Source organism: Holophagales bacterium, from assembly GCA_016719485.1.
Lineage (GTDB): Bacteria > Acidobacteriota > Thermoanaerobaculia > UBA5066 > UBA5066 > UBA5066.
In genome coordinates this window covers 571,550-597,262 of sequence record JADJZB010000021.1, presented here as the reverse complement: position 1 = coordinate 597,262, position 25,713 = coordinate 571,550, and the positions used below count along the sequence as shown (strand labels likewise).

Here is a 25,713-nt window from a genome sequence, read left to right as displayed (position 1 = left end):
ACCGTCGTCTTCCAGCCCCCCTCGACGTACAGGTCGAGGTCCCCTGCGCCGTCACCGCCCCCGCGAGAAGCTTAGCGTCACCGGCCCGCACCTGGAGCATGTTGTCGACCGTGACGTGCTTGTCCTTGAACGTGCGTTCGCGATACTCGCCGGACTTCTGGCCGTCCTTTTCCCTCCCACGGTTACGTGCTTCGCGCTGCCGACGCTTTCCATGGAGCTGCTCTTCACCCGCGTGTCCATGTTCTTCTCGGCGTGGAGGAAGACCTGCTCCCTGTCTTTCGTGTCGTCGAATCGCAGCTCGTTGAAGCCCTGCCCCCCCTTCGTCGTGTTCGACTTGAAGCCCGAGACCTTGTTGTCGTTCTTGTGCTTCCCGTCGGGCCCCTGCCCCAGGTACGGCGGCATCTGCTCGGCGTTGTAGACCGTCCCGACGATGATCGGCTGGTCCGGGTCTCCTTCGAAGAAGTCGACGATCACCTCCTGCCCGATCCGCGGCCAGTAGGACGCGCCCCACCGCCGCCCCGCCGCGAGCTGTCCCACGCGGAGCCAGCAGGAGCTGTCCTCGTCGTTCTTTCCCTCCCTGTCCCAGTGGAACTGGACCTTCACCCGGCCGTACTTGTCGGTGTGGATCTCCTCCCCCTTCGGCCCCACGACGATAGCCGACTGGCTGCCCTGCACCACCGGCTTCGGCGTCGTCCGCCGCGGCCGGTACGGCATCGCTGCAGGGATGCACGTCGCCTCGTTCTCGTACGTCAGCGCCTCTTCCTCGCCGGAACGGTATCCCGCCCCGCACGTCGCCGCGTGCTTCACCGACGTCAGCAGGTACTCCCCGTCCGCGTTGAAGTGCCTCTGCAGCGTGAACTGGTACCCCGGCACGAGGTGCTTCACGTTGCTCCTGGCCCGGATCACCACGGCCGACGTCGTCTCTTCGTCCATCCGGATCCCCACCGTCCGCTCGTTGTCGTGAAAGATCTTCTCGAGCTCCGCCGCCTGCTCCCCGCCCCCCTTGTTGACTCCGTCGAACCGCTGCGCGTACTCCCCGGGAAAGTCGTAGACCTCCATCTCGTCCACGCCCTTCACCTTCAGCTTGTGGGTCTCCTTGCCTACCGGCACGCTCGCCATGATCAGCGCCTCGGCCTCCAGGTGCTTGTGCGGAAGCTCGAAGCAGCGGTCCCACAGCAGGGACTTCCCTGGCCGGATCTCCTGCCTCTTCATCCACGCCCAGATCCGGTTCTCGTCCCGCACCCCGCCCTCGACCTCCTCGTAGATGAACTTGTTCTCCCCCGCGAGGTCCGGGTGGTCCATGGAGTCGTCCGAAGCGACCATCTCGTGGTCGCCGTCGGAGTGCCTGAAGTAGAAGTAGATCCCTTCCTCCTCCATCAGCCGCGCCCCGAAGTTGAAGTCCGTCTCCCGGTACTGCACGCAGTAGTCCCGCGGCTCGTACTTCCCGGTGATCCGCCAGTCCACCGTGTAGCCGGCAAAGACCTTCTTCAGGATCTCCGGCACCGTCATCCGCTGGAAGATCCGACTTTCCGTCCTGCGCGTGAGCCTCCAGACGTCCGGCACCAGCTCTGCCTCGTACTCGGTGAAGATCTCGTTCCGCCCTCCCTGGGCGAACCTCACGCAGAGTCCGTTCAGGTACGTCTCGCTGCCGTCCTCCAGCGCGAGACAGACCGTCACTTTCTGCCCGAGAATTGCGTCGAACGCCACTTTCGTCTTGTTCTCCGCCAGCATCTCGAGCCGGTAGCCGAAGAGCGTCGAGATCTCCTCCGTCCCCCAGAACCCGGTCAGGAGCAGCTCGTCCGGGCCGAGCGGAGTGTTCACACGGAGCTTTCGATCCTGGTGTTTGTATTCGCCCATTGACCTCCCCCTTCGCCGACGAGGCCCGAAAGCCGCGAGATGGCCGAATCCCATGGGGTGTCATTTCGCGACTGTCTGTTCAGTCTACGCCCGGGATGCCGGCGGGCCGACCGTGTGGACGGTCCGTTCGGGTGATCCACGCGACGGGAGTCCCGGTCACCGTGACCCGGGTCAGCTCGGACCCATCCAGCTTGACGTAGACCTGATTTACGCTCAACTTACGCCCGTGGACAAGTCCGCCCCCCCGCCCGCGACATGTTCATGCCGGGGGACGCGAAGAAGATCGTCTCCCCCGGCGCGCGGAAGGAGGAGCTGCGCAAGCGCCGCTTCGCGCAGCCGGGAGCCGCGGCCCGGGCGCGCTGGGCCGAGCTGAGGTGCGCCTCGGCCTTCTCGTTCCTCGAGGGAGCCTCCGAGCCGGAGACGCTCGTCGAGCGGGCCGCCGAGCTGGGGCTCCCCGCCGTCGCCCTCGTCGACCGCAACGGCGTCTCCGGCGCCCCGCGCTTCTGGAAGGCGGCGAAGGCCGCCGGCATCAAGGCGCTCGTCGGGGCGGAGGTCGTCCTCGACGAGTCGGCCCTCCCGCGCGACCTGCACGGCCCTCTCGGCCTCGTCCCGCCGCCCCCTCCGCCCGGACTTCCTCCAGCGCGCGTCACCCTCCTCGCCGGGAGCCAGTCCGGTTACCGGAACCTCTGCCGCCTCCTGACGGCCGCCGCGCTCGGCAAGCCGAAGGGGCAGGCCGCGGCCTCGTGGGCCGACGTCGCCGCGCACGCCGAGGGGCTCCACGTCCTCTCGGGCGGCCTCGAGGGGCCGGTCCTCCGCGCGCTCGAGCGGGTCGGGGCCGACGCCGCGGCCAAGCTCCTCTCGCGCCTCGCGGCGATCTTCCCGGGACGCCTCCACGTCGAGATCCAGCGGCACCGCGTCCGCGACGAGGAGGCCCGCAACGCCGTCCTCCTCGACCTCGCCCGCGCACAGCGCCTCCCTCTCGTCGCCACGAACGGAACCCGCTACGCCCGCCGCCGCGACAAGGACCTCTTCGACGTCCTCACCTGCATCCGCCACCACACCACGGTCGACGCGGCCAACCGCCTCCTCGAGGCGGGCTCCGAGCGGCACCTGAAAGGGGCCGGAGGAGATGGCCGCCCTCTTCGCCGACCTCCCCGCCGCCGTCGGAGGCGCCGCCGACCTCGCCGACCGCCTCGCCTTCACGCTCGCCGACCTCGGCTACCGCTTCCCCGACGCGAAGCTCCCCGCGGGCGAGACGCCCTCCTCGTGGCTGAGGCAGAAGACGTGGGAAGGGGCGCGCGGCCGTTTCCAGCCGCTCACCGCGAGGGCGCAGGACCAGCTCAAGCGCGAGCTCGACCTGATCGAGAAGCTCGACCTCGCCGGTTACTTCCTCGTCGTCCACGACATCGTCGAGTTCTGCCGGCGCGAGAACGTCCTCGTCCAGGGGCGCGGCTCGGCCGCCAACAGCGCCGTCTGCTACGCCCTTTCCATCACCGCCGTCGACCCCGTGAAGATGGAGCTCCTTTTCGAGCGCTTCCTCTCCGAGGAGCGGGGCGAGTGGCCCGACATCGACCTCGACCTCCCCTCGGGCGACGCGCGGGAGAAGGTGATCCAGCACGTCTACGCGACGTACGGCGTCCACGGCGCGGCGATGACGGCGAACACGATCACCTACCGCGACCGCTCCGCCGCGCGCGAGACGGCGAAGGCCCTCGGCTTCTCGACCGAGCAGGTCGACACGCTGGCGAAGAGGCTCGCGACCTGGAGCTTCGGCGAGTACCGCGACGCGGCCGGATCGCTCACCGCGCGGGAGGCGGGCGACGGCGACCCGAAGGAGGCGGCCGCGGCCCGGGCCGCCGCCTTCGCCGAGGGGACGGCGGGTCCCCCGGCCCTGCCCGAAAAGATGGCCGACGAGATGCGCGCCGCCGGCTTCGATCCGGACGACGTCCGCCTCCGGCACTTCGGTTCCCTCTTCCGCCGCATCCAGAACCTCCCGCGCCACCTCGGCCAGCACTCGGGCGGGATGGTCGTCGCGGGGGGGCGGCTCGACGAGGTCGTCCCGCTCGAGCCCGCCGCGATGCCGGGGCGCGTCGTCATCCAGTGGGACAAGGACGACTGCGCCGACCTCGGCATCATCAAGATCGACCTCCTCGGCCTCGGGATGCTCGGCGCCATCGCCGAGATGGTCCCGACGATCCGCTCGGCCGAAGGGGTCCACGTCGACCTCGCGCACCTCCCGCACGACGACCCGGCCGTCTACGAGATCCTGAACAAGGCCGACACGGTGGGGCTCTTCCAGGTGGAGAGCCGCGCGCAGATGGCCTCGCTCCCACGAAACGCCCCGCGCTGCTTCTACGACATCGTCATCCAGGTCGCGATCATCCGGCCCGGGCCCATCCAGGGCGGCATGGTCCACCCCTTCTTCGACCGGCGGCAGGGGCGCATCCCGGTCGAGTACCCGCACCCCTCCCTCGAGCCGATCCTCAAGCGGACGCTCGGCGTCCCGCTCTTCCAGGAGCAGCTCCTGAAGATCGCCATGGTCGCGGCCGGCTTCACGGGCGGAGAAGCCGAAGAGCTCCGCCGCGCGATGGGGTTCAAGCGCTCGAGCGAGCGGATGGCCGTCATCGAGACGCGCCTGCGCTCCGGGATGACCGAGCGCGGCATCACCGGCGAGGCGCAGGAGCAGATCGTCCGCTCCATCACGTCGTTCGCGCTCTACGGCTTCCCCGAGTCGCACGCGGCGAGCTTCGCCCTCATCGCCTGGGCGAGCGGCTGGCTGAAGGTCCACCATCCCGCGGCGTTCCTCGCGGGCCTCCTCAACGCCTGGCCGATGGGCTTCTACCACCCGGCGACGCTCGTGAAGGACGCCCAGCACCACGGGACCGATGTGCTGCCGATCGACGTGACCCGCTCCGGCCGCCTCTGCCGCGTCGAGCGCCTCCGCGGTCCGTGGCCGAAGCACCTCCCGCGCCCCGCGGCAGCCGTCGTCACGCCGTCGCTCGCGGTTCGCCTCGGCCTGCGCTACGTGCGCGGCCTCAGGGCCTCGACCGCCGACGCCATCGAGCGCGAGGCGGCTCGCGCGCCCTTCGCCGGTGTCAAGGACCTCGCCCGCCGCGCAAGCCTCCGTGAAGACGAGCTCTCCGCCCTCGCCCACGCGGGCGCCTTCGCGACGCTCCCCGACGCAGCGACCGGCGAGAGCGGCCTCTCGCGCCGCACCGCCCTCTGGCAGGCCGCCGCCGCGGCCCGCGACATGGGACCCCTCTACGACACGCTCGAGGACGACGTCGCCTCACCCCTCCCCGAGATGAGCCGCTTCGAGGAGACCGTCTCCGACTACCAGACGACCGAGATCACGGCCGGCCCGCACCTCATCGCCCACTTCCGCGCGCAGCTGAAGAAGGACGGCATCCTCTCCGCCGCCGACCTCGCGAAGGCCCCCGACGGGTCGATGGTGAAGACCGCCGGCGTCATCGTCGTCCGTCAGCGCCCCGGCACCGCGAAGGGCTTCGTCTTCCTCTCCCTCGAGGACGAGACCGGGATGTGCCAGGCGATCCTCCGCCCCGACCTCTTCAAGGAGAACCGCGCCCTCGTCGTCGGCTCCCCCGCCCTCGTCGTCGAGGGGCGCCTCCAGAAGAAGGACGGCACCCTCTCGATCCGCGCGGAGCGCTTCGAGCGGATGAGCCTCGAGGAGCCGATCCCGGAGCTCAGGAAGCCCGTCTCGCCGCCGTACCCGCACCACCGCGAGAGCACCCCGCCGAGCCACGACTTCCGGTGAGGGCCAGAAGGCATCACGATGCCAACCTGATATGCTTTGATGCATGCGGACGACGATCCACCTCCCGGACCCCCTGCTGGACCAGGCTCGCCGCCACGCCCTCGAGACGGGGAGGACCCTGACCCGCGTCGTCGAAGACGCGCTCCGGGAGTCCCTCGCCGGCAAGCGCACACCCAAGAGGGCCTCACCGGTGCGCCTGACGACCTTCGGCGGCAAGGGGCTCCGGCCCGGCGTCGACCTGGACGACGCCGCGGCGCTCCTCGACGTCCTGGAGGAGCCGCGTGCTCCTGTTCGACGTTAACGTCCTCGTCCACGCGCATCGCCGTGACGCGCCCGACCACCCGAAGTACCGGAAGTGGCTGGAGGCGACCCTCGGGTCGGACTCCGCCTACGGGGTCTCCGACCTCGTCCTGAGCGGCTTCCTGCGCGTCGTCACGCACCCGAAGGTCTTCCGCGAGCCGACGCCGCTCGAGAGCGCGCTCGCATTCGTCCACGAGGTCCGGGATCGCCCAAACGCGGTCGGGATCGTGCCGGGCCCGAGGCACTGGGAAATCTTCACGCGGCTCTGCCGGGAGTGCGGCGTGCGCGGGAACCTCGTCCCGGACGCCTGGCTCGCGGCCCTCGCTTTGGAGTCGGGGTGCGAGTGGGTGACGACGGACCGCGACTTCGCGCGGTTCCCGAAGCTTCGGTGGCGGCACCCTCTCCAGACCGTCCGACGGGCGAACTGACGAGCGTCGGACAGCAGCAGGGGCGTCACGGCGAAAGCACGCCCCCGAGCCGTGATTTCCGAGAGCACCGGGATGAGGGCTACCTCGGTATCCCGGGCAGGTACGTCCCGTCTCCCGACCCGAGACCCGGCGCCGCGCCGTCGTTGACGACGGCGTAGGCGAAGAAGGGGCCCCCGCCGGCGGTCCGTGTGACACGCGCCCACCCGAAGGGTGCTCCCGTGCCGAGGAGGACCGAATCGAGCTGGACCCTCGACGGAGCGCCCCAAGTGCCGCCCGGAGCGACGTCCTCGATCGCCTTCAGTCGTTCGCCGGTGCGCCCGTCGAAGAGCTCAACCCGAAACAGGGACGAGGGCTCGAGGTCCGGCACGACGATCGCGAGGTTCGAGCGGTTCCCCTCGTCCTGGCGCAGGCCGGTGACGAGCATCGTCTGGCCCGAGGTCAGCCGCGCCGGGGGCGTATAGACACCGAACGAAGACGAGGAGGACGTCGTCCTCACGCGCGCCCCCGCAAGGAACGGCTGGGGCACGGAACAGTGGCCCACGTAAGAGACGGGCGGAATGACGAGGGCGTCTCGGAGAGCCGCGACCGGGTCGATCGTCCGTGACGACTCCGGCCCGACCTCGACGTCGAGCGAGATCGACTCGCCTCCGGAAACGGCCGGGAAACGGAGGATCGCCCGGCGGTTCTGATAGGTGGGGTTCGTAAGGACGAGGTCCGTCCGGTACCTGTCGCTCCCGACGATCGCGGGGAGGAAGTCCCCCGACGACGCTCCCTGCGCCTCGACGACCGACCCGTCCCCCGTCCCGTTCGAGTTGACCGTGGCCCAGGCCGTCCAGGGGCCGCCGGCGACCCGCTCGATCCGGGCCCAGCCGCTCCGGCCTCCGAGCCCCGAGGTCGCGAGGATGCGGTTCCACTGGTGGATGCCGTACGGGGCCAGCGTGCGGTCGGGCAGGACGACGTGTTCCGGACGACCGGGGACCCCCGAGAAGACGGTCACGCGCAGCGTCACCGGATCGGGACCGACGCTCGCGACCGCGAGGTTCGTCCGGTCCTCCGAATCCTCGACGAGCCACGCCAGCTCCGCGCGGGACCCGACCTGCTGCCCTTCGGCGGGACGCGCGCGGAATCCGACGCCGCCGCGCCCCGAACCCGGCCGCTCCGAGACGACCCGAACGTCCGCAACGACGCCCGGGGACGACCCGTCGAGGGTCGAGGCCTCGAGGATCGCGGTTCCCAGGCTCACGCCGTCCGGCAGAACGAGCTTCTCCGCCCCGGCGTCGGCAGCCGTCGAGAAGCGCCGGACTCGGCCCGGCTCGAGCGAAAAGGTGGACAGGGCGTGCTCGGCGCCGCCGTCGGCGGGGTGGAATCGCAGGACGGCCGAGATCCCGGCGGCGCCGAGGTTCGAGACGGTCAGCTCGGTCTCGAATCGCGTCGCCTCGGCACCGGTCAGACAGAGGAACGCCGGCACGAAGAGCGAGGTCGTCCCCCGTCCCGGTCCGCAGCCGCCGCGGGCGAGGACGAGACGGGCGGGGGGCCCCAGGGGGTCGGGCGCGAGGGTGAGGACGTCGAGACGGCCGTCGCCGTCGAGATCGAGGAGGGTCGCCGGCGAACGGGCCGGGAGCGTCGCGAGCTCGACGGGACCGGACTCCTCCAGCCGGAAAAGGCGAAAGGGCCCTTCCGTGAGGAGGGCTTCCAGGCGGGTCGGGTCCCCGTCCAGCTCTCCGAGGAGGACGTCGCCCGAGGTGGTCCATCGCCCGAGGCTCACCCACGTCCCGCCCGTCTCACGCTTCAGGATCCCGACCTCCCGCCCTTCGCCCCCCTGCTCGCTCGCGACGAGCTCGTCCCTTCCGTCGCCGTCGACGTCGCGGAGCTCAGTCGCGAAGCCGGCCGGCGCGCCGGGACTCCTCCCGAATCCACCGGCGCCGTCCCCGAGCCAGACGCTCGAGGAGTACGAGATTCCGGGACTGGAGGCGTGCGAGGAGACGACGAGATCCGTCCGGCCGTCGCCGTCGACGTCTCCGGCGACGAGGCCCAGCTGACTCTGCATTGCGGGGAACGGGTTGTCGAGCGTCAGGACCGTCGTCGGCGCCAGGAACGTCCCGTCACCGCGGGCGCGCCACCTCCCGACCTGCAGCTTCGTGGCGTCCGACGCCGACGGCGAGACGGCGAGGAGGTCGGGGATGCCGCCGCCGTCGACTCGGGCGAGGGCGATCACCGCGTACGGCGGCAGTACAACCGCTTCGGCCGCCGCCCTCACGAACCCGCCGGCCCCGTCGCCCAGCCGCGGCTCGAGACTCCGGGACTTGGCCCAGGGCGCGCCGACGTCGACGAGGAGGTCCGCCCGACCGTCGTCGTTCAGGTCGACGACGCTCACCGAGAGGTAGATCGTCTCGTCCAGCTCCGTCACCGGGCCGGGGTCGAGGCCCTCGGCGCGGTTCCAAAAGACGATGATCTCCCGCTCGGTTTCGCTGAACGCGACGACGTCCGGGCGCCCGTCCCCGTCCACCTCCGCGGCGTCGAGCCACAGGAAATGTCCCGCCGGAAGGCCGAGGTCGAACGGGAGCGAGAACGACGGCGTCGCGCAGGGCCCGGCAAGCACGAGCCCGGGGACGAGGAGAGCGACGGCGACGAGTACTCGAACCATGCTCGGAAGTGCTCGATGTGGCCTCGTTCTCACGCCGCCCAGCCGCCACACGTCTTCAGAGCCGGCTCCTCTCCCGAGCCGGCGCCTCTCGGATTGCCGTCGCACCGCTGGTCAGACAGGGGGATGAGCTCCGGGCGCTCGAGTCGGACGGGTCTTGGCTTCAGCGGCTCCCGGGCGGGGCCGCGAGGCTGACACGGGCCCCTCCTCGAGAACCGCTCCCTCGTCGTCGAGGGGCGCCTCCAGAAGAAGGTCGGCACGCTCTCCATCCGCGCCGAGTGCCTCGAGAGGGTGAGCCTCGAGGAGCCGATCCCCGAGCTCAGGAAGCCCGTCTCGCCCCCGTACCCGCGCCACCGCGAGAGCACGCCGCCGAGCCACGATCTTCGGTGAGGCGCGACACTCGACGGTCACGGCAGCCGGGAGGGTGTTCCATTCGGTGTTGGCACCGAGAGCTTCCGAGCTCTGACGCAGCAGGGGTAGATAATCGCCTCGACGAAACGAGGGATATGAGGCCATGACTGAGGAACTCTGGATCGAGGCCACGAAAACCGACCTTCGTGCCGTACTCCAGGCGGCCGCCAGGGGCGTCGTTACGGTCCTGACCGACAGCGGCCAGCCGGTGGCACGAGTCCTTCCAGGACACGGCGAAGGGGACAAGCAATCCCTCCATGCTGCACTTCAGGAGCTCGAGGAGATCAGGGCGAGAACCTCTCCAGGGCCGGAGACTGCATCTGATCTCATCCGGGATGGCCAGCGTTGATCACGGTCACCGTCGATGCCTCGATCTCGCTCGGCCTCGTCCTTCGCGACGAAGATCCGGTGGCGTTTCGGGGGCTTCTCGAGGCTGCGGTCACCGGTGACGTGCTGCTCGTGACCGCACCCCACTGGCCGCTGGAGGTGGGGAACGGACTCCTTGGGGCCGTACGCCGCAAGCGCATCGCGATGGGGGACGCAGAGCGCGCCTATGCGCGGCTACTCGGCCTGCCGATCGTCGTCCGGCCGCACGTCCCGTTCGAGGACGTCCTGACTCGTGCAGCAACCGACGAGCTCAGCGTCTACGACGCCGCATACCTCTCGATCGCGATTCGCGACCGATCCAGCCTGGCGACGACCGACCGGCGGCTCGCCGCAGCCGCCGCGGTCCACGGACTCCTGTTCACACCTCACACCTGACGGAAGACTCGGCGGCCAGGCGGAACGCGGAGTCGTCCCGCTCGAGCCGGCCGCGATGCCCGGCCGCGTCGTCATCCAGTGGGACAAGGACGACTGCGCCGACCTCGGCATCATCAAGATCGACCTCCTCGGCCTCGGGATGCTCGGGGCCATCGCCGAGATGGTCCCGACGATCCGGTCGGCCGAGGGGGTCCACGTCGACCTCGCGCACCTGCCGCACGACGACCCTGCCGTCTACGAGATCCTGAACAAGGCCGACACGGTGGGGCTCTTCCAGGTGGAGAGCCGCGCCCAGATGGCCTCGCTCCCCCGCAACGCCCCGCGCTGCTTCTACGACATCGTGATCCAGGTGGCGATCATCCGGCCGGGCCCGATCCAGGGCGGCATGGTCCACCCCTTCTTCGACCGGCGGCAGGGGCGGATCCCGGTCGAGTACCCGCACCCCTCGCTCGAGCCGATCCTCAAGCGCACGCTCGGCGTCCCGCTCTTCCAGGAACAGCTCCTGAAGATCGCCATGGTTGCGGCCGGCTTCACGGGCGGAGAGGCCGAGGAGCTGCGCCGCGCGATGGGGTTCAAGCGCTCGAGCGAGCGGATGGCCGTCATCGAGACGCGCCTGCGCTCCGGGATGACCGAGCGCGGCATCACCGGCGAGGCGCAGGAGCAGATCGTCCGGTCCATCACGTCGTTCGCGCTCTACGGCTTCCCCGAGTCGCACGCGGCGAGCTTCGCCCTCATCGCCTGGGCGAGCGGCTGGCTGAAGGTCCACCACCCCGCGGCGTTCCTCGCCGGCCTCCTCAACGCCTGGCCGATGGGCTTCTACCACCCGGCGACGCTCGTGAAGGACGCGCAGCACCACGGGACGGACGTCCTCCCGATCGACGTCACCCGTTCGGGGCGCCTCTGCCGCACCGAGCGGCTGAAAGGTCCGTGGCCGAAGCACCTGCCGCGCCCCGGACCTGCCGTCGTCACGCCGTCGCTCGCGGTCCGCCTCGGCCTGCGCTACGTGCGCGGCCTCAGGGCCTCGACCGCCGACGCCATCGAGCGCGAGGCGGCTCGCGCGCCCTTCGCCGGTGTCAAGGACCTCGCCCGCCGCGCAAGCCTCCGTGAAGACGAGCTCTCCGCCCTCGCCCACGCCGGTGCCTTCGCGACGCTCCCCGACGCGGCAACCGGCGTCCGCGGCCTCTCGCGCCGCACCGCCCTCTGGCAGGCCGCCTCCGCCGCGCGCGACCTGGGGCCCGCTCTACGACACCCTCGAGGACGACGTCGCCTCGCCCCTCCCCGAGATGAGCCGCTTCGAGGAGACCGTCGCCGACTACCAGACCTCCGAGATCACCGCCGGGCCGCACCTCGTCGCCCACTTCCGCGCGCAGCTCAGGCGCGAAGGAATCCTCTCCGCCGCCGACCTCGCGAAGGCCCCCGACGGGTCGATGGTGAAGACCGCCGGCGTCATCGTCGTCCGTCAGCGCCCCGGCACCGCGAAGGGCTTCGTCTTCCTCTCCCTCGAGGACGAGACCGGGATGTGCCAGGCGATCCTCCGCCCCGACCTTTTCCGCGAGAACCGCGCCCTCGTCGTCGGCTCCCCCGCCCTCGTCGTCGAGGGACGCCTCCAGAAGAAGGACGGCACGCTCTCGATCCGTGCGGAGCGCTTCGAGCGGATGAGCCTCGAGGAGCCGATCCCCGAGCTCAGGAAACCCGTGTCGCCTCCTTACCCGCAGCACCGCGAGAGCACGCCCCCGAGCCACGATTTCCGGTGAGACCCGGGATACGACGCCCCTCCATTTCGTCGCGTCCGGCCCGGATCGGCGCCCGGCCCGGACCGGACGCCGCTCCGTCTCTCCAGTCGTTGACGGCGATCCCCTTTGCGTGGTGAAATTCCTCGTTTTGCGGGGAATTTCTCCTCACACTCTCACCGCCCCGAAGAAGCCCGCCGCCACCCCTCGCGGCGTCGCCCGGACGACATCCGCTGTTTCCGATGGCCCCGGACGCTCCGGGGCCGTTTTCATTTCGCCCGTTGGCGCCGGACCGGCCAGCCCGTTCCGGCCCGACGACCTACCTGCAGAGGAGCTGACATGCCCCAGATGACCATCAACACGGGAGACACGGCCTTCATGCTGCTGTGCTCCAGCCTCGTCATGCTGATGACCCCCGGCCTCGCCTTCTTCTACGGCGGGCTCGTCGGACGGAAGAACGTCCTGGCGATCATGATCCAGAGCTTCGTCTCCATGGGCTGGACGACGGTCCTCTGGTGGGCCTACGGGTTCTCGATGTGCTTCAGCGGCGACCTGAAAAGCGGCACGGACTTCGCCGGGATCATCGGGAACTTCGACTGGGCGTTCCTGCGCGGCATCACGCTTCAGATGCCCTCCCCGGTCAACGACGGGATCCCGATGATCGTGTTCATCGCCTACCAGATGATGTTCGCCGTCATCACGCCGGCACTGATCACGGGCGCGTTCACGAACCGGGTGACGTTCAAGGCGTACATGCTCTTCCTCACGGGGTGGCTGACCTTCGTCTACTTCCCCTTCGTCCACATGGTCTGGGGCGGCGGGATCCTCGCGAAGCTGGGCGTCCTCGACTTCGCCGGCGGCATCGTCGTCCACAACATCGCCGGGATCGCCGCCCTCGCCTCGATCCTCTACGTCGGCAAGCGGAAGGTCGAGGACCGCGGCCCGCACTCGATCCCGCTCGTCGCGCTCGGCACCGGCCTCCTCTGGTTCGGGTGGTACGGCTTCAACGCGGGAAGCGAGTTCCGGGTCGACTCCGTCACGGCCGTCGCCTTCCTCAACACGGACCTCGCCGGCAGCTTCGCCGCCATCGCGTGGCTCGCCATGGACTGGATGACGTCGAAGAAGCCGAAGTTCCTGGGCCTCCTCACGGGCGCCGTCGCGGGCCTGGCGACGATCACCCCGGCCGCGGGATACGTCTCGCCCACCACCGCCTGCCTCATCGGCGTCATCGCCGGCGTCGCCTGCTTCTACGCGGTCGCCCTGAAGAACAAGCTCGGCTGGGACGACGCCCTCGACGTCTGGGGCGTCCACGGCGTTGGCGGGTTCATCGGGATCATCCTCAGCGGCATCTTCGCCACGACGGCTTTCAACCCGGCGGGCGTCGACGGCCTCCTCCGCGGCAACAGCCGCTTCTTCTTCGTCCAGCTCCTCGCCGTCGTGATCTCGTCGGCGTGGGCGTTCGTCTTCACGTACGGAATGCTCTGGCTGATCGACCGGGTGACCGTCGTGAAGGTCACCGAGGAAGGGGAACGCTCGGGGCTCGACAGCTCGATCCACGGCGAGACCGCCTACCTCGAAGGGGTCTGAGCCGTGGCCCGGACAAAGGAGGGCCGCGGGGCGGCCCTCCTCCTCGCCTTCGGCGCGGCGGCGTTCGCCGTCGTCCTCACGCCTGACGCCTTCGGACAGGAAGACCACCGCGGCTACAGCGACGGCACCCGGCGGCGGCCGCCCCAGCGCCGTGGTACGAAGCGATCGCCGTGAACGGCTTCGCCACGACGAGCTGGTCCTGGAACTTCAACCGCCCCGACTCCGGCACGAACCAGCTCCGCGTCTTCGACTTCGAGGACAACGCGATCAAGATCGACGGCGCCGAGCTCGTCCTGCAGAAGGTCGCCTCCGCCCCTGGCGAGGCGGGCTTCCGGGTCGACGCCGTCGCCGGCGCATCGATCCCTCAGGTCTCCGCGGCGGCCGGCCTCTTCCGCGACGACGACGGGATCGCGGGAGACTTCGACCTTCAGCAGGCATTCGTCTCGTACGTCGCGCCGCTCGGAACGGGCCTCCGCTTCGACGCCGGGAAATTCGCGACCCACGGCGGCTACGAGGTGATCGAGGGCTACGACGGGTACAACGACAACGCGACCCGCTCGTTCCTATTCGGCTACGCGGAGCCGGCGACTCACGCCGGGGTCAAGGCGACCTACGCCCTTTCCGGGACGGTCTCGGCGATGGTCGAGGTCGTGAACGGCTGGGACAACGTCGAGGACTCGAACTCGTCGAAGTCCGTCGGCGGCCAGCTCGCGTTCACCCTTCCCTCGAACGCCACGCTCTACGTCAACGCCCTCTTCGGGCCGGAGCGCGCCGGAAACGACGGGGACGACCGGACGTTCCTCAACGTCGTCGGGACGTGGAAGCTCGGGGCGGGGTCGGCGCTCGGGCTCGACGCCGTCTGGGCGACCGAGGAGAACGCCGCCGGGCCCGGCCAGGACGCGACGTGGGGCGGCGTCGCCCTCTACGGGCGCCTCGGCCTTTCCCCCTCGTTTGCGCTCGTCCTGCGCGCCGAGGTCTTCGACGACCCGGAGGGAGTCCGCACGGGGACACCGCAGACCCTCTCGGAGCTGACGCTCACGCCGGAGCTGAAGGTCGCTCCCGGGCTCGTCCTCCGGGCGGACCTGCGGCTCGACCACTCGACCCGCGACGTCTTCGAGAAGGAATCCAGCCTCACTGGGACGCAGCCGACGGTCCTCCTCAACGCTCTCTACTTCTTCTGAGCTCGGGAGGCGGTTCCACCGCAGAGGAGGGGGGCCGCAAGGCCCCCTCTTCCTTTCCGGGCGCCTCGTCGCGGGACGGCTGCGCCGGCGAGCTCCGCTCTCGCAGCTTGTCGCGAAGGGTCTTGCGGTCGATTCCGAGAATCTCCGCGGCGCGCGTCTTGTTGCCGTCGACTGCCGCGAGGACGCGCCTCACGTGCTCGGTTTCGACGTCGGCGAGCGACCGGTTCCAGCCCGCGTCCCTGAGTGCGGAGAAGCGCATCCGCGGGGGGAGATCGGGGACGGAGACCGTCGTCAGCTCGCTGGCCACGAGATCCCTCACGATCCCCCGCAGCTCCCGCACGTTCCCGGGCCACGGGTAGCTTCGGAAGACCTCGAGGACGGAGTCGGCCAGCTCCGGGACGGGCCGCCCGAGCGCGCCGGCATAGTGGCGCGCGAAATGACCCGCGAGGATGACGACGTCCTCTCCCCGTTCGCGGAGCGGAGGAAGCCAGATCGCCTCCTCGAAGAGCTCGCCGCTGACCGGCGGGTTCGTCCGGGACGGCCCCGTCCCCCAGCAGGTGGCGGCGATGAGGCGGGCCGACGTCGACCGCTGTTTTCGCGCGGGACGCGCCGGCGGGCCGAGGAGCGCAAGCTTCTCCCGCACCGCCGCCCCGACCTCCTCGATGTCGGCGACGAAGAGCGTCCCGCCCGCGGCGCGCGCCAGGAGCCCCGGGCGCCCCCGCGCGCCGAGGAGCTCCTCGTGCAGCAGTTCGGGAGCGACCGAGCGGCAGTACATCGAGAGGAACGGACCGTGGGCCCGGGCGCTCCTGTTGTGGATGATCCGCGCGACGAGCTCCTTGCCGGTGCCGTCCTCCCCTCCGAGGAGGACGCCCCCCTCCGACGGCGCGGCCCGCTCGATCGCCCGCCCGGCGCGGCGGATCGCCTCCGACTCCCCGAGGAGGCCGGGGACGGCGGCGGGCGGCGGAGCGCTCTCGGACTTGCGGCCCCGGAGCTTCCGGAGCGCGCGCCCCACGGCCTCGCGGAGCTCGTCGTCGGTGAACGGCTTGGCGAGGTAGTCCTCCGCGCCGGTCCGGAGCGCCTCGACGGCGCCGCCGATCGTCGCGTAGCCGGTGATGACGACGATCTCCGTCTCCTTCAGGTTCTCCGTCACGTGCCGGACGAGGGCGAGGCCCGACATTCCCGGCATCTTCAGGTCGGTGAGGACGAGGTCGACGGGAGTGAACGAGAGGAGGGCGAGCGCGTCGGCGGCGCCCGAGGCGGTCACGACGAAGTGGCCGCCGTCCTCGAGGTTGCGGCGGAGCACCTCGAGCGTCGACGGGGAGTCGTCGACGACGAGGATCCTGGCGGGCGTCTCGTCCTTCGTCACGCGGTTCTTCTCCTCAGGCTGCGTCCGGGCCGGAAAGCGGGAGGTCGACGTCGAATCGCGAACCCCGCCCCGGTTCGCTCTCGACCCGGATCGTGCCGCAGTGCGCCGTGACGATCCCGTGGACGACCGAGAGGCCGAGCCCGGTTCCCTGCCCGACCTCCTTCATCGTGAAGAACGGGTTGAAGATCTCCCGGAGCGTCTCCTCGTCCATCCCGGCCCCCGTGTCCTCCACGGAGAGGACGACCCCTCCCGGCCGGTTCCGCGTCCGGATGGTCAGCCGGCCGCCGGCGGGCATGGCCTGGATCCCGTTCACGACGAGGTTCGTCAGGACCTGCTGGAGCTGGCCCGGGTCGGCGACGATCCCGGCGAGCGCCGGATCGAGGTCTCTCTCCAGGCGGATCCCCTCGGTGGCGCAACGTGCCTCGACGAGGTAGAGCCCCTCGGTCACGACCCGGTTCAGGTCGGACTTCGTCTTCGCCGCCGGCATCTGCCGCGCGAAGATCAGCAGCTTGCGGACGATCTCCCGCGCGTGGAGCGAGGCGTTCACGATCTTCTCGAGGTCCGCGTCGGCCTGCGCCGGGAGGCCCGGGCTCTTCCTCGCGAGCTGGGCGAAGCCGAGGATCCCTCCGAGGGGTTCGTTCAGCTCGTGGGCGACCCCGGCGGCGAGCTGCCCGATCGTGGCGAGCCGGTCGGCGTGCCTCAGCTGCCGCTGGAGCATCGCCTTCTCCTCGTCTCCCTCCCTCCGCTCGACCCAGAGACCCACCTGGCGCGACCTCGTCGATGAGGCTCCGCTCCTCGGCCAGGAAGGGCCCTTCGTGGACGTCGGGCTTCTCATCGAGGTAGACGACCTCGACGATTCCCCGGGGCTCCCCGCGGACGACGATCGAAGCGGTCTGTCGCTGTGCGTCCGGCCGGAATCCTGGGTTGGCCTGGCAGGAGCCGTCGAAGGTGATGGCCGCAGCCGTGACGTCGGGGTACTGCCACGCCGACGGGAGGAGACCGACGATCCGCTGGAGGACGTCGGCGATCGCCAGCCCCGGCTGCTCCACGATCCGCGCGATCCCGTAGAGGCAGGTCAGCTCCTTCACCCGCTCGCGAAGGGCCCACTGGGCGCGCTGGTGCGCGAGCGCGAGGCTCAGGGTCTCCGGGATCCCGCGAATCAGGAGACCTCCGCCGCCGTGAACGGCACGCCTCCGGCACGCGAGAGCCGCAGCTCGCCTGCGGCCTCCCTGCCGAGCGAGAGGGCGAGGCGAAGAGTGGACGGGCGCTTGTCTTCGGACGGACGGGAGGGGCGGGTGGGACGCGCTCTCCGCCGCCCGGCCTCCTCCACGCGAAGGTCGAAGCGAGGCTCCGGAAGCTTGCCCCTTTCCAGGCGGCAGATGATGGCTCTCTCGCCTTCCGGGAATCGGAGTGCGGCTTCGTCCGAGCGCGAGAAGTCGAGCACCGTCCGGAGGAGGTCCCGGAGGAAGACGGCCCGCGGAGTGCCCTGGCTCGCCTGGAGGAGGACCCCGTGAAGCAGGTCCCGGAAGGCGTTCGCGGCAGCGTCGAGCGACGGGAGAGCGTCCGCGTTCCCGGCCTTTCTCCGCGTCACGCCCTGATTCTAGGGGTATGGCGCTGCCTTTCCGAGCGGCTTCGACGCCTGGACGCCGGCCGCGAGCGAACGCCTCAGGGCTCGATGACGACGGGCGTCCCGACGGGAATCCGCGGAAAGAGCTCCCGGATGTCGTCGTCGTCGAGGGCCACGCAGCCCCAGGTCCAGTCCGTCTCCGAGCCGCTCCCGTGGATGAAGACCTCGCCTCCGAGCGGCGTGTTCCAGGGAGGGCAGGCGCCCGCGCGGGCGCTCTCCACGACCTGCCGGTACTGCCGCCGGGAAATCGACCCGGCTGCGAGGCCCCTTCGGCGTCCGCGGGATTCGGGTAGCTCAGGCCCAGGGGAGAGGACGAACCGGCTCTGAGGGTTCTTCATGCAGACGAGGTAGGAGCCCTCGGGAGTGGCCCGGTCTCCCTGGCGCTCCTTGGGAGGAACGGGGTTGAGGCCGAGGCCGACACGATAGGTCTTCAGGAGCTTCTCCCCGAGTAGACGAGAAGCGCGCGCCGGGCCTTCTGAACGACGAGGCGCGGGTTCCCGATGGTGGCGGGAAGGGGTTCCGCGGGCGTCGCGGCGAGCAGGGCGGAGAGCGCGAGCGCACCCAGGACGCCGGCCACGGCCGGTCTCGGAGATGGCGCCGGTTCCGGGCGGGCCCGTGCACGTTCCTACTCGAAGTACCCGTTGACGTCGAGAATGACGTCGACCGGCGAGGCGGACGAGCTCTTCACCCAGAGGGTTCGGGTTCCGTCGCGGGCGAGCTCGACGACGGCGTTGTTCGCGCGGGTGCGCCCCGCCCCGAAGCTGAGGCTGGATGTGCCGGTCAGGTCGCCGTCGCCGGCCCAGAGGACGAGCGACCCGGCCGCCCCTCCGGCCACCACGGTCAGGTTCGTCGAGATTGCCCTGGCTCCCGGAGGGATGCCGCAGGTGCCATTGAGCGGAAGCAGGCGACGCGCCGCGGCCGCAAGCGATGGTCCGCCGAGGGGGCCCGCCGTCAGACGCGTGTCGAGCACCCGGCACGGAGCGAGCGCGTGGAACCGCGAGGGCAGCGGCGGGCCCACGGACCCGGTGCGACGCCCGTCCTCCGAAGGGTGCCCCGTCCTGTTCCCCACAGGACCCGGGCGTTCCTGGCGTCCGGGGAGGTCGTAGACGACGACGCCCGAAGCGACCGTTCCGAGTACGGCCTCGAGCTCGCCGTCGCCGTCGACGTCCGCGAGCGTCGGTGCACCGAGGGCTCCGTTCCAGGTCGCGCCGCCGAAGGGCGCCGGGAGGTCGACAGCGTGCAGGGACGGCCCAGATGGTCGAGGACGCAGCTGGCCCGTCCCCCCCCACCGACTTCTGCGGCCACGAAGCAAAGAGCACTTCCGCGTATCCGTCGCCGTCGAGGTCCGCCACGGCGGGCTCGCTCGCGAAGCGGATCCCCGTTCCGGGACGTCGTAGGGCCAGCTGCCGTGCTCCGTCCGGTCCAGCCAGTAGGCGTGGACCTTGCCGTCGTACGAGGGGAAGAGGATCTCCTTCTGCCCGTCACCGTCGAGATCGGCGAGGACGGGGTTCGGCAGGACCGTCTCGATCACCGAATAGTCCTCGGACAGCGGCCCGCTCCCCGCGCCCGGCGTCGGCAGCACCGTCCAGTCCCAGCCGGCGCCCGACGCCCGGGTCCGGTCGAGCCGGAAGACGAAGGGCATCTGGTAGAGGCTCGTGTACGGGCTCGTTCCGCAGTTGTAGACGTTGCCGACGATGACGACCTCACGAACACCGTCCCCGTCGAGATCACCGACGGCAGGCGCCGAGTTCGCCCAGTTGGGTCGGTGCTCCGTCCCGCAGTTCGCATAGCCCCGCAGGTCGACCGCGTGGCCCACGTGGACGCCCACCTGGCTCCAGACCTTGCCCGCGCCGTAAAGGGCGCTGGCGGGGAGCTGGTTGCCTCCCCGGTCCAGCGCCGTGACGTAGTGGGTGTCGGTCGGGCCGATCAGCTCCTTCCTCGCCGTCGCCGTCGAGATCGGCCACCGCGACGTTCGCGTTGTACATACCCCAGCCGTAGCCGGCCTCCCCGTCCCGCCGCGCGGGCCAGCCGGCGCGGACGATGCCTGCCGGGTCGAAGACGTTCAGCTGTCTCGTGGCGCCGCCGCTGGCCCGGCCGACGACGATCTCGAGGATCCCGTCGGTATCGAGGTCCTCCACCGCGAGCGTCCGGACCTCGCCGCTGCCGAAGGGATTGCGGGTCCAGAGGGTGTTCCCGTCCCGGTCGTAGGCGGTGACCTGGTCCGAGCCACGCCCCGCGATCACCTCGAGAGCGCCGTCGCCGGTGAGGTCGGCCACCGCCACCCCGGGCCACACGCGCGAGCCGTTCGGTGCCCGCCACCTCAAGGCGCCCGTGTCGCCTTCGAGAGCCACGACGTCGTACGAACCCCAGATCACCTCCGGGAGTCCGTCTCCGTCGAGATCTGCGGCCGCGGGCGACGAGTACCACCCGGTCTGGCACCACGAGCTGAAGCAGCCGCCTCGCTGCCACTTCAGGACGGGCGCGGCGACGGCCAGAGTGGACCGGCCCTGGGCTTCGGAGCGGGGTGCGGGAACGAACCCGCTCGCGAGTACCGCGAGAAAGACCGCCGAACGGGCGCCGAAGGCTCTTCTTCGTACGAGCATGAGACCTCCCACGGGACGAGAGGAACGCACCTGTCCCCGCCATTCTCGATCCAACACCCCTCGGAGAGGACCTGACCCGGCCCCGGGGGCCTCCCTTCTCGGAAACGCGACGGTCCGGGGCTCTCGCGCGAAGGGCGCGTGAGCGTGACCTTTGGCTGCATCACCCGTAGACCGGAGAAGAAGGAGACTCCCATGCTCGATCGCCCCCTGCGCTTCGCCCTTCTCGCGGCGGCCGCCACGGTCCTCGCCGTCGGCCTCGCCCACTCGGCTCTCGCCAGGGGCCGGGACGTCTCGGTCGACTCGTCCGGAGGAGAAGCCGGCTGCGGCGAGCTCCTCGTCCGCTTCGACGGCGTGACGGCCGTGAAGGAGGAGCAGACGCTCGTCGTCGCGGGAGGGACGCCCCTGCGCCTCCTCGCCCCGGATTCCTCCGGACTCCGCGTTTCGGGCTGGGAGAAGGCAGACTTCGAGGTCACGGCCTGCAAGGCGGCCCGCGACGCCGCGGCCCTCTCCCGGATCTCGGTCTCGGCCCCGAAGGGAGTCGTCACCGTCGAGGGCGTCGGGGGCGACGACGCGCTCGTCTTCTTCTACGTGAAGGCGCCGAAGGGGGCAGTTCTCGACCTCGCCGCCGAGAACGGACCAATGACTCTCCGTGAACTCCACGCAACCGTCACCGCCCGCCTCGCGAACGGCCCGCTCTCCCTCTCGGGGGTTCACGGGACGGTGGACGTCGAGGCCACGAACGGCCCGGTCTCCTTCCGGGACGGATCAGGGGACTGGACGCTGCGGGTGACGAACGGCCCGCTTTCCGCCCGGTTCGCCGACGCCCGGTGGGAAGGAAAGGGGCTCGTCGCCGAGGCCGTGAACGGTCCCCTCACGGTCCGCCTCGATCCGCGCTTCGACTCAGGCCTCCGCGTCTCGGCCGCGGCCTGGGCCCCCGTCCGGTGCCGGGCGGCGGCCTGTGCCGCGGCGCACCGCACCGGAGGCAGCGAGGACGAGGGCGGGGAACAGTCCCTCCAGATCGGCTCCGGCGAGCCCCTCATCCGCCTTTCGACGGTGAACGGTCCGGTGACGATCAAGGACGACGGCGCTGTCTCCGACTGATCGCGCCCGCCGGAAGGGCGCCACCTGAGCCCGGTCTACAACCCCCTCTTCGCTGCCCTCGCAGGCTCAGCCGGGCCAACCCGGCGATGAGCCTTGAAAGCGATTCCGATGCCCTTGAAGGGAATACCCGGATCACGGGCCCGCCGTCAGCTCCGGCGGGTCACCAGGTACCCGAGGAGCAGCCCGGCGCCAAACGCCGCGACCGTCACGAGGGCCGTGTTGTCGTCGGCATAGTCGCTCACGCGTCCAACGGCCTTCGAGGCCCGGTTGCGACCCTCCTGAAGGGTCTCCTTCGCGTGCGTGGAGAGTTCGTCCGCCGCGGTCCGGGCGTCTGAAGCGAAGTGGCCTGCGATGTCGCGTCCCCGCGAAACCGCGTCCTTGAATTCGACCTTCACGTCCTGACCCAGTTTTTGCGCGTCCCTCGCGGCACTCTTGACGGAATCGGTGACGGTGGGACTGAAGACAGTTTCCATTTGAAACCTCCAGACCGACTCAGCGCAATGCTCATGCCATTCGACAGGGCACGATCCGACAGCCTCTGCATGGCGGACGTACTGCGATGCGCGCGACCGGCCCCGCGTTACTTCTTAGCTCCCGCCGCCTTCAGCACTCTGACCACGTCCTGCCGGTCGAAGATCTCGGCCATCATCAGCGGCGTCGCGCTCCCCTTCGCGCGAGCGTTGACGTCGGCTCCGGCCGCCAGGAGCGCCTGGACGACGTCGACGGGACACGACTGCGACGCCCAGAGGAGCGCCGAGGCGTCGTTGGAATCCGCGGCCTTCGGATGCGCTCCGGCCGCCAGGAGGATCTTCACGATCTCGCCTCGGTTCTCTTTCGGCTCGTGGGCGCAGAACGTCGTCGCCGTGACGAGGACGTGACCGGTCGCGGACTCGACGGCGTTCGCCGACTGCCCGAGGTCGAGAAACAGCTTCACCGCGGGAACGTTCGCGTCCTTCACCGCGTGGAAGAACATCTCTTCCGTGTACTCGTAGCCGAGCCTGCCCAGCTCGAGCTTCTTCGCCTTCTCGGGGCTCGCGCCCGGACCCGTGTCCAGAGACGCGACGGTCGCCTCGGGCTCCGTCTCGAAAACGCCCCCCTTCGCGACCGGGCTCTCGAGCCGGAGCTGGAAGTGCCAGTCCTGTCCCATCATCTTCGACCGGACCTCGGCCTCCAGGTTCTTCTCGTCGTACGCCTTCAGGTCGAGCGTCGGGCGCTGGGGCCCGCGCATCCCGCTCACTTCCAGGTCGACGTGGTAGGGCACCGCTTCGACCCGGTCGTAGCCTTCTGCCCAGAGGATCCTCACACCCTTCAGCTTCCCCTCGGCCGCGAGCGCGCGGAGCCGGACGGGAAGGCGGTCCGCGAGCTCGACCGCGCGATCCGTCGCGAGAACGACGAGCCAGTACCGGTCAGGATCGTCGGGGTCGGTCTCCCGCATCGCGACGACGTGCTTCAGCGCCGTCGTCTTTCCCTTCACCGTCAGGGTGCCGAGGGCCGTCCCGGCCCCGGGTGCGGAAGCCGCGAACGCCATGAGCGCCACTGTCGCGAGAACGGGAACGGCGCGCGCCATGCGAGCCGCAGGACCGCGGGCCGGGTCACGCCGGATCGACTTCCCACTGTCTGGCGTCATTTCGTCACCGCCACCCGAACGCCCATCGCAGCGAGGACCTCCTTCGCGGCCCGTTCGCCCGACTCGCAGGCTCCTTCCATGAAGCCCTGGAAGTCCCCCGAAGTGTGCTCGCCGGCGAAGAAGACTCCGCCTTCTCTTTCGCCCTCCGCCCCGCCGAAGGCCGTGATCTGCCCCGTGCGGTAGCAGGCATAGCTCCCGCGCGTGAAGGGGTTCGTGGGCCAGTGGAACCTGACGGCCTCGGCGGGGCGGTGGTGGGCGGAGATCCCGGCGAAGATCCCGTCGAGCCGCCCGGCGAGCTCCGTGGCCCGCTCTGACGCCGTCCCGCGCCCGACGGCGAGACCTTCCGCGCCGCCCGTGAAGTTCGTCAGGACACCGGCCGTCCCCTTCTGCGCGCGGCTCGTCTCCCACGCGATCTGGAAGCCGGCGTCGGTCATGACGGTCCCTGTGGAGCCGTGCTCGAGGCGCCACGCGCGGCGCGCCCAGCCGGTCATCAGCTTCGCGTTCGTCCCGTAGCCGAGCTCGGCGATGGCCCTCTTCTTGGCGGGCGACAGCGGGACGTCGAGGCGGACGTCCCGGAGGAGCGTGAACGGCAGCGCGAGGACGACGTGGGAGGCGCGCTCCTCGCGGCTCGCTCCTTCCCGCCTCACCGTCGCTACGTAGCGCCCGTCGCTTCCCGTCCGGAGCGCCTCGAGCCGGGTCCCCCGCAGGACCGCGTCTCCGAGCCTCTCCGCGAGCCGCGACGGGACCTGGTCGTTCCCGCCGCGGATGTGGAAGCGCTCGTCGCTGTCGCCGTAGAGCTTCGGGTGGTCCGGCTCGAAGCTCGCGAAGAGGAGGAAGTTCAGGCAGCTCTGGTCGCCCGGCGGCAGCCCGCATTCCGACTCGAAAGCGACCTCGACGAGCGTCTTCGCCCAGCCCGTGATTCCGGCCTTCTCGAGCCAGGCCGTGATCGACAGGGCGTCGAGAGGCCGCGCGGCTTCCGGTCCCCGGTAGCTCGCGTCGGGCTCTTCGCCGAGGAGGGCGAGGTCCCGGCGGGCCGCCTCGACGACGGGACGCATCGCCGCGACCATCTCCGCCTCGCTCCGGAGCGCGCCGGCGAAGAAGAGCGTCTCCGAGACGCCGGGCGGCTCGACGAGGAGATCGTCCAGCTCGAGCCCCAGCTCGGCAGCGAGTGCGCGCAGGCTCGCGTGGTCCGTGTCGATCAGCTCGGCGCCGAGCTCGGCCACGAGGCCCTCGGGGAAGTGTCCCCTCAGGCTCAGCATCCTGCCGCCGGTCCGATCCTGCGCCTCGAGGACGCGGACGGCGACGCCCGCCTGCTTCAGCCGCCACGCCGCGGTCAGCCCGGCGACGCCGCCCCCGACGACGAGGACCTCGTCCGGCCCGCTGGCGACCGGGACCACCGAGGCGCAGCGTGCCGCAGCCATACCCGCGAGGGCGACGCCCCCCATCCGGAGCGCATCGCGCCGCGAAGGGCGAAGAGAGCCTCCAGGGTCCGTCCCCGCCGCTGGGAGAAGCGGGTCCTTTCCCGGCGGGAGCGCGGCGAGGCGGAGAGCACGGCGAAGCGATCGGAAGAGGGGGCTGCGAGCCATGGAGCACCTCCGGAACTGGAAAGTGCCGGGATTCTAGGCGCGATCTCCCCGTCCGTGCGCGTAAACGCGTCCTCGCATCGACGGGGGAACGGGGATTACCATCCGCCCCGCACATCACGATCGGAAGAGACGGGAGCCCGAACGCGGGCGAAGGGAGCGAAGCCATGGCCGAGAAGAAAGTCATCGCCGTCGTCGGAGCGACCGGAGCGCAGGGCGGAGGGCTCGTGAGGGCCATCCTCGCCGACCCCTCCGGCGGCTTCGCCGCGCGCGCCATCACCCGGAACACACGCTCCGACAAGGCCCAGGCCCTCGCCGGGCTCGGGGCGGAGGTCGTCGGCGCCGACCTCGACGACGCCGACAGCCTGGCCGCGGTGTTCGCCGGGGCCCACGGCGCCTTCTGCGTCACGAACTTCTGGGAGCACTTTTCCCCCGAGAAAGAGCTGGCGCAGGCCGGCGCGCTCGCCCGGGCGGTTCGCGAGGCGGGCGTCTCGCACGTCCTCTGGTCGACGCTCGAAGACACCCGCCGATTCGTCTCCCTCGACGACGACCGCATGCCGACGCTGATGGGCCGCTACAAGGTCCCGCATTTCGACGCCAAGGGAGAGGCGAACGCCCTCTTCGCCGCCTCGGGCGTCCCGACGACGTTCTTCCACACGTCGTTCTACTGGGACAACCTGATCCACTTCGGCATGGAGCCGAAGCGCGGCGCCGACGGCAGGCTCGCGTTCGTCCTCCCGATGGCGGACCGCAAGCTCCCCGGCATCGCCGTAGAGGACATCGGCAAGTGCGCCTACGGCGCCTTCCAGCGCGGCGGGGAGCTGGCGGGAGCGACGATCGGAGTCGCCGGAGAGCACCTCACCGGCGTCGAGATGGCGGCCGCCCTCTCTCGCGCCCTCGGAGAGGAAGTCGCCTACGCCTACGTGCCGCCCGAGGTCTACCGGACCTTCGGCTTCCCCGGAGCGGACGACATCGCGAACATGTTCCAGTTCAACAGGGACTTCAGCGACGATTTCTGCACGCTTCGCGACCTGGAGCTGAGCCGGTCGCTCAACCCCGCGATCCAGAGTTTCGACGCCTGGCTCGCGGCGAACGCCGGGAGGATCCCGAAGGGGTGATTTCCGCCGGAAGGAT

General features: G+C 70.5%; 21 protein-coding genes and 2 pseudogenes. 13 read left to right on the top strand and 10 right to left on the bottom strand.

What is annotated here, in order from left to right:
- Positions 1 to 51: 51 nt before the first annotated feature.
- A complete protein-coding gene (gene tssI, locus IPN03_14715) occupies positions 52 to 1,857 on the bottom strand; it encodes a type VI secretion system tip protein VgrG (GenBank protein ID MBK9374935.1) in 1,806 nt (601 codons plus the stop codon).
- Between the two features lie 255 nt (positions 1,858 to 2,112).
- Between tssI and IPN03_14710 the strand changes: the two are divergent.
- The 4 genes and pseudogenes from IPN03_14710 to IPN03_14695 all read left to right on the top strand — a co-directional run bounded on the left by IPN03_14710 (position 2,113) and on the right by IPN03_14695 (position 6,360).
- Positions 2,113 to 2,769, top strand: a pseudogene (locus tag IPN03_14710) (PHP domain-containing protein).
- A gap of 217 nt (positions 2,770 to 2,986) precedes the next feature.
- Entirely contained in the window at positions 2,987 to 5,632 is a 2,646-nt protein-coding gene (locus tag IPN03_14705) for an error-prone DNA polymerase (protein ID MBK9374934.1), read from the top strand.
- 43 nt (positions 5,633 to 5,675) lie between these two features.
- Complete coding sequence (locus tag IPN03_14700; protein MBK9374933.1) at positions 5,676 to 5,933, top strand: hypothetical protein; 258 nt, start codon at positions 5,676 to 5,678, stop codon at positions 5,931 to 5,933.
- Positions 5,914 to 6,360: a type II toxin-antitoxin system VapC family toxin gene (locus tag IPN03_14695; GenBank protein MBK9374932.1), complete on the top strand. Its 447-nt coding sequence runs from the start codon at positions 5,914 to 5,916 to the stop codon at positions 6,358 to 6,360. The genes IPN03_14700 and IPN03_14695 overlap by 20 nt, the downstream gene beginning before the upstream one ends.
- A 79-nt stretch (positions 6,361 to 6,439) precedes the next feature.
- Here IPN03_14695 and IPN03_14690 read toward each other — a convergent pair whose 3' ends face one another.
- Positions 6,440 to 9,004, bottom strand: a complete 2,565-nt coding sequence (locus IPN03_14690; GenBank protein ID MBK9374931.1) for a VCBS repeat-containing protein — start codon at positions 9,002 to 9,004, stop codon at positions 6,440 to 6,442.
- Positions 9,005 to 9,515: 511 nt separating this feature from the next.
- Between IPN03_14690 and IPN03_14685 the strand changes: the two genes are divergently transcribed.
- From IPN03_14685 to IPN03_14655, 7 genes and pseudogenes are all read left to right on the top strand, one after another.
- Entirely contained in the window at positions 9,516 to 9,761 is a 246-nt protein-coding gene (locus IPN03_14685; protein ID MBK9374930.1) for a hypothetical protein, read from the top strand.
- Entirely contained in the window at positions 9,758 to 10,174 is a 417-nt protein-coding gene (locus IPN03_14680; GenBank protein MBK9374929.1) for a type II toxin-antitoxin system VapC family toxin, read from the top strand. Before IPN03_14685 ends, IPN03_14680 begins: the two co-directional genes overlap by 4 nt.
- Positions 10,175 to 10,739: 565 nt before the next feature.
- A pseudogene (locus IPN03_14675) lies at positions 10,740 to 11,327 on the top strand (error-prone DNA polymerase).
- 130 nt (positions 11,328 to 11,457) lie between these two features.
- Positions 11,458 to 11,928 (top strand): hypothetical protein, encoded by a 471-nt coding sequence (locus IPN03_14670; GenBank protein ID MBK9374928.1) that lies wholly within the window; start codon positions 11,458 to 11,460, stop codon positions 11,926 to 11,928.
- Between the two features lie 324 nt (positions 11,929 to 12,252).
- Positions 12,253 to 13,491, top strand: a complete 1,239-nt coding sequence (locus IPN03_14665) for an ammonium transporter (GenBank protein MBK9374927.1) — start codon at positions 12,253 to 12,255, stop codon at positions 13,489 to 13,491.
- A gap of 3 nt (positions 13,492 to 13,494) precedes the next feature.
- Positions 13,495 to 13,665, top strand: a complete 171-nt coding sequence (locus IPN03_14660) for a hypothetical protein (GenBank protein ID MBK9374926.1) — start codon at positions 13,495 to 13,497, stop codon at positions 13,663 to 13,665.
- Positions 13,662 to 14,672: a porin gene (locus tag IPN03_14655; protein ID MBK9374925.1), complete on the top strand. Its 1,011-nt coding sequence runs from the start codon at positions 13,662 to 13,664 to the stop codon at positions 14,670 to 14,672. The genes IPN03_14660 and IPN03_14655 overlap by 4 nt, the downstream gene beginning before the upstream one ends.
- On the opposite strand, the gene IPN03_14650 is transcribed toward IPN03_14655, so the two are convergent.
- The 5 genes from IPN03_14650 to IPN03_14630 form a co-directional block, all read right to left on the bottom strand.
- Positions 14,650 to 16,038, bottom strand: a complete 1,389-nt coding sequence (locus tag IPN03_14650) for a sigma-54-dependent Fis family transcriptional regulator (protein MBK9374924.1) — start codon at positions 16,036 to 16,038, stop codon at positions 14,650 to 14,652. The two genes, IPN03_14655 and IPN03_14650, sit on opposite strands and share 23 nt — an antisense overlap.
- Before the next feature lie 13 nt (positions 16,039 to 16,051).
- Positions 16,052 to 16,801: a hypothetical protein gene (locus IPN03_14645; protein MBK9374923.1), complete on the bottom strand. Its 750-nt coding sequence runs from the start codon at positions 16,799 to 16,801 to the stop codon at positions 16,052 to 16,054.
- A gap of 396 nt (positions 16,802 to 17,197) precedes the next feature.
- Entirely contained in the window at positions 17,198 to 17,629 is a 432-nt protein-coding gene (locus IPN03_14640) for a hypothetical protein (protein MBK9374922.1), read from the bottom strand.
- A gap of 74 nt (positions 17,630 to 17,703) precedes the next feature.
- Entirely contained in the window at positions 17,704 to 19,095 is a 1,392-nt protein-coding gene (locus tag IPN03_14635; protein MBK9374921.1) for a L,D-transpeptidase, read from the bottom strand.
- A gap of 297 nt (positions 19,096 to 19,392) precedes the next feature.
- On the bottom strand, positions 19,393 to 20,268 hold the full coding sequence (locus IPN03_14630) for a VCBS repeat-containing protein (protein MBK9374920.1): 876 nt from the start codon (positions 20,266 to 20,268) through the stop codon (positions 19,393 to 19,395).
- Between the two features lie 192 nt (positions 20,269 to 20,460).
- Here IPN03_14630 and IPN03_14625 point away from each other — a divergent pair, with 192 nt between their 5' ends.
- Positions 20,461 to 21,369: a hypothetical protein gene (locus tag IPN03_14625; GenBank protein ID MBK9374919.1), complete on the top strand. Its 909-nt coding sequence runs from the start codon at positions 20,461 to 20,463 to the stop codon at positions 21,367 to 21,369.
- Between the two features lie 146 nt (positions 21,370 to 21,515).
- Here IPN03_14625 and IPN03_14620 read toward each other — a convergent pair whose 3' ends face one another.
- From IPN03_14620 to IPN03_14610, 3 genes are all read right to left on the bottom strand, one after another.
- Entirely contained in the window at positions 21,516 to 21,842 is a 327-nt protein-coding gene (locus IPN03_14620) for a hypothetical protein (protein MBK9374918.1), read from the bottom strand.
- A 107-nt stretch (positions 21,843 to 21,949) separates the two neighbouring features.
- Positions 21,950 to 22,996 carry an ankyrin repeat domain-containing protein gene (locus tag IPN03_14615; protein MBK9374917.1) on the bottom strand — a complete coding sequence of 349 codons (1,047 nt, stop codon included), beginning with the start codon at positions 22,994 to 22,996 and terminating at the stop codon, positions 21,950 to 21,952.
- On the bottom strand, positions 22,993 to 24,582 hold the full coding sequence (locus IPN03_14610) for an FAD-dependent oxidoreductase (GenBank protein ID MBK9374916.1): 1,590 nt from the start codon (positions 24,580 to 24,582) through the stop codon (positions 22,993 to 22,995). Before IPN03_14610 ends, IPN03_14615 begins: the two co-directional genes overlap by 4 nt.
- Before the next feature lie 164 nt (positions 24,583 to 24,746).
- Between IPN03_14610 and IPN03_14605 the strand changes: the two genes are divergently transcribed.
- The gene (locus IPN03_14605; GenBank protein MBK9374915.1) at positions 24,747 to 25,697 is read left to right on the top strand and encodes an NmrA/HSCARG family protein; all 951 of its coding nucleotides are present in this window, start codon (positions 24,747 to 24,749) and stop codon (positions 25,695 to 25,697) included.
- Positions 25,698 to 25,713 lie beyond the last annotated feature (16 nt).

What these genes read in the sequence shown, in the direction of transcription:
- tssI (MBK9374935.1), bottom strand. Translation starts at nt 1,857, where the DNA reads ATGGGCGAATACAAACACCAGGATCGAAAGCTCCGTGTGAACACTCCG.
- IPN03_14705 (MBK9374934.1), top strand. Translation starts at nt 2,987, where the DNA reads ATGGCCGCCCTCTTCGCCGACCTCCCCGCCGCCGTCGGAGGCGCCGCC.
- IPN03_14700 (MBK9374933.1), top strand. Translation starts at nt 5,676, where the DNA reads ATGCGGACGACGATCCACCTCCCGGACCCCCTGCTGGACCAGGCTCGC.
- IPN03_14690 (MBK9374931.1), bottom strand. Translation starts at nt 9,004, where the DNA reads ATGGTTCGAGTACTCGTCGCCGTCGCTCTCCTCGTCCCCGGGCTCGTG.
- IPN03_14685 (MBK9374930.1), top strand. Translation starts at nt 9,516, where the DNA reads ATGACTGAGGAACTCTGGATCGAGGCCACGAAAACCGACCTTCGTGCC.
- IPN03_14670 (MBK9374928.1), top strand. Translation starts at nt 11,458, where the DNA reads ATGAGCCGCTTCGAGGAGACCGTCGCCGACTACCAGACCTCCGAGATC.
- IPN03_14665 (MBK9374927.1), top strand. Translation starts at nt 12,253, where the DNA reads ATGACCATCAACACGGGAGACACGGCCTTCATGCTGCTGTGCTCCAGC.
- IPN03_14630 (MBK9374920.1), bottom strand. Translation starts at nt 20,268, where the DNA reads ATGCTCGTACGAAGAAGAGCCTTCGGCGCCCGTTCGGCGGTCTTTCTC.
- IPN03_14625 (MBK9374919.1), top strand. Translation starts at nt 20,461, where the DNA reads ATGCTCGATCGCCCCCTGCGCTTCGCCCTTCTCGCGGCGGCCGCCACG.
- IPN03_14620 (MBK9374918.1), bottom strand. Translation starts at nt 21,842, where the DNA reads ATGGAAACTGTCTTCAGTCCCACCGTCACCGATTCCGTCAAGAGTGCC.
- IPN03_14615 (MBK9374917.1), bottom strand. Translation starts at nt 22,996, where the DNA reads ATGACGCCAGACAGTGGGAAGTCGATCCGGCGTGACCCGGCCCGCGGT.
- IPN03_14610 (MBK9374916.1), bottom strand. Translation starts at nt 24,582, where the DNA reads ATGGCTCGCAGCCCCCTCTTCCGATCGCTTCGCCGTGCTCTCCGCCTC.
- IPN03_14605 (MBK9374915.1), top strand. Translation starts at nt 24,747, where the DNA reads ATGGCCGAGAAGAAAGTCATCGCCGTCGTCGGAGCGACCGGAGCGCAG.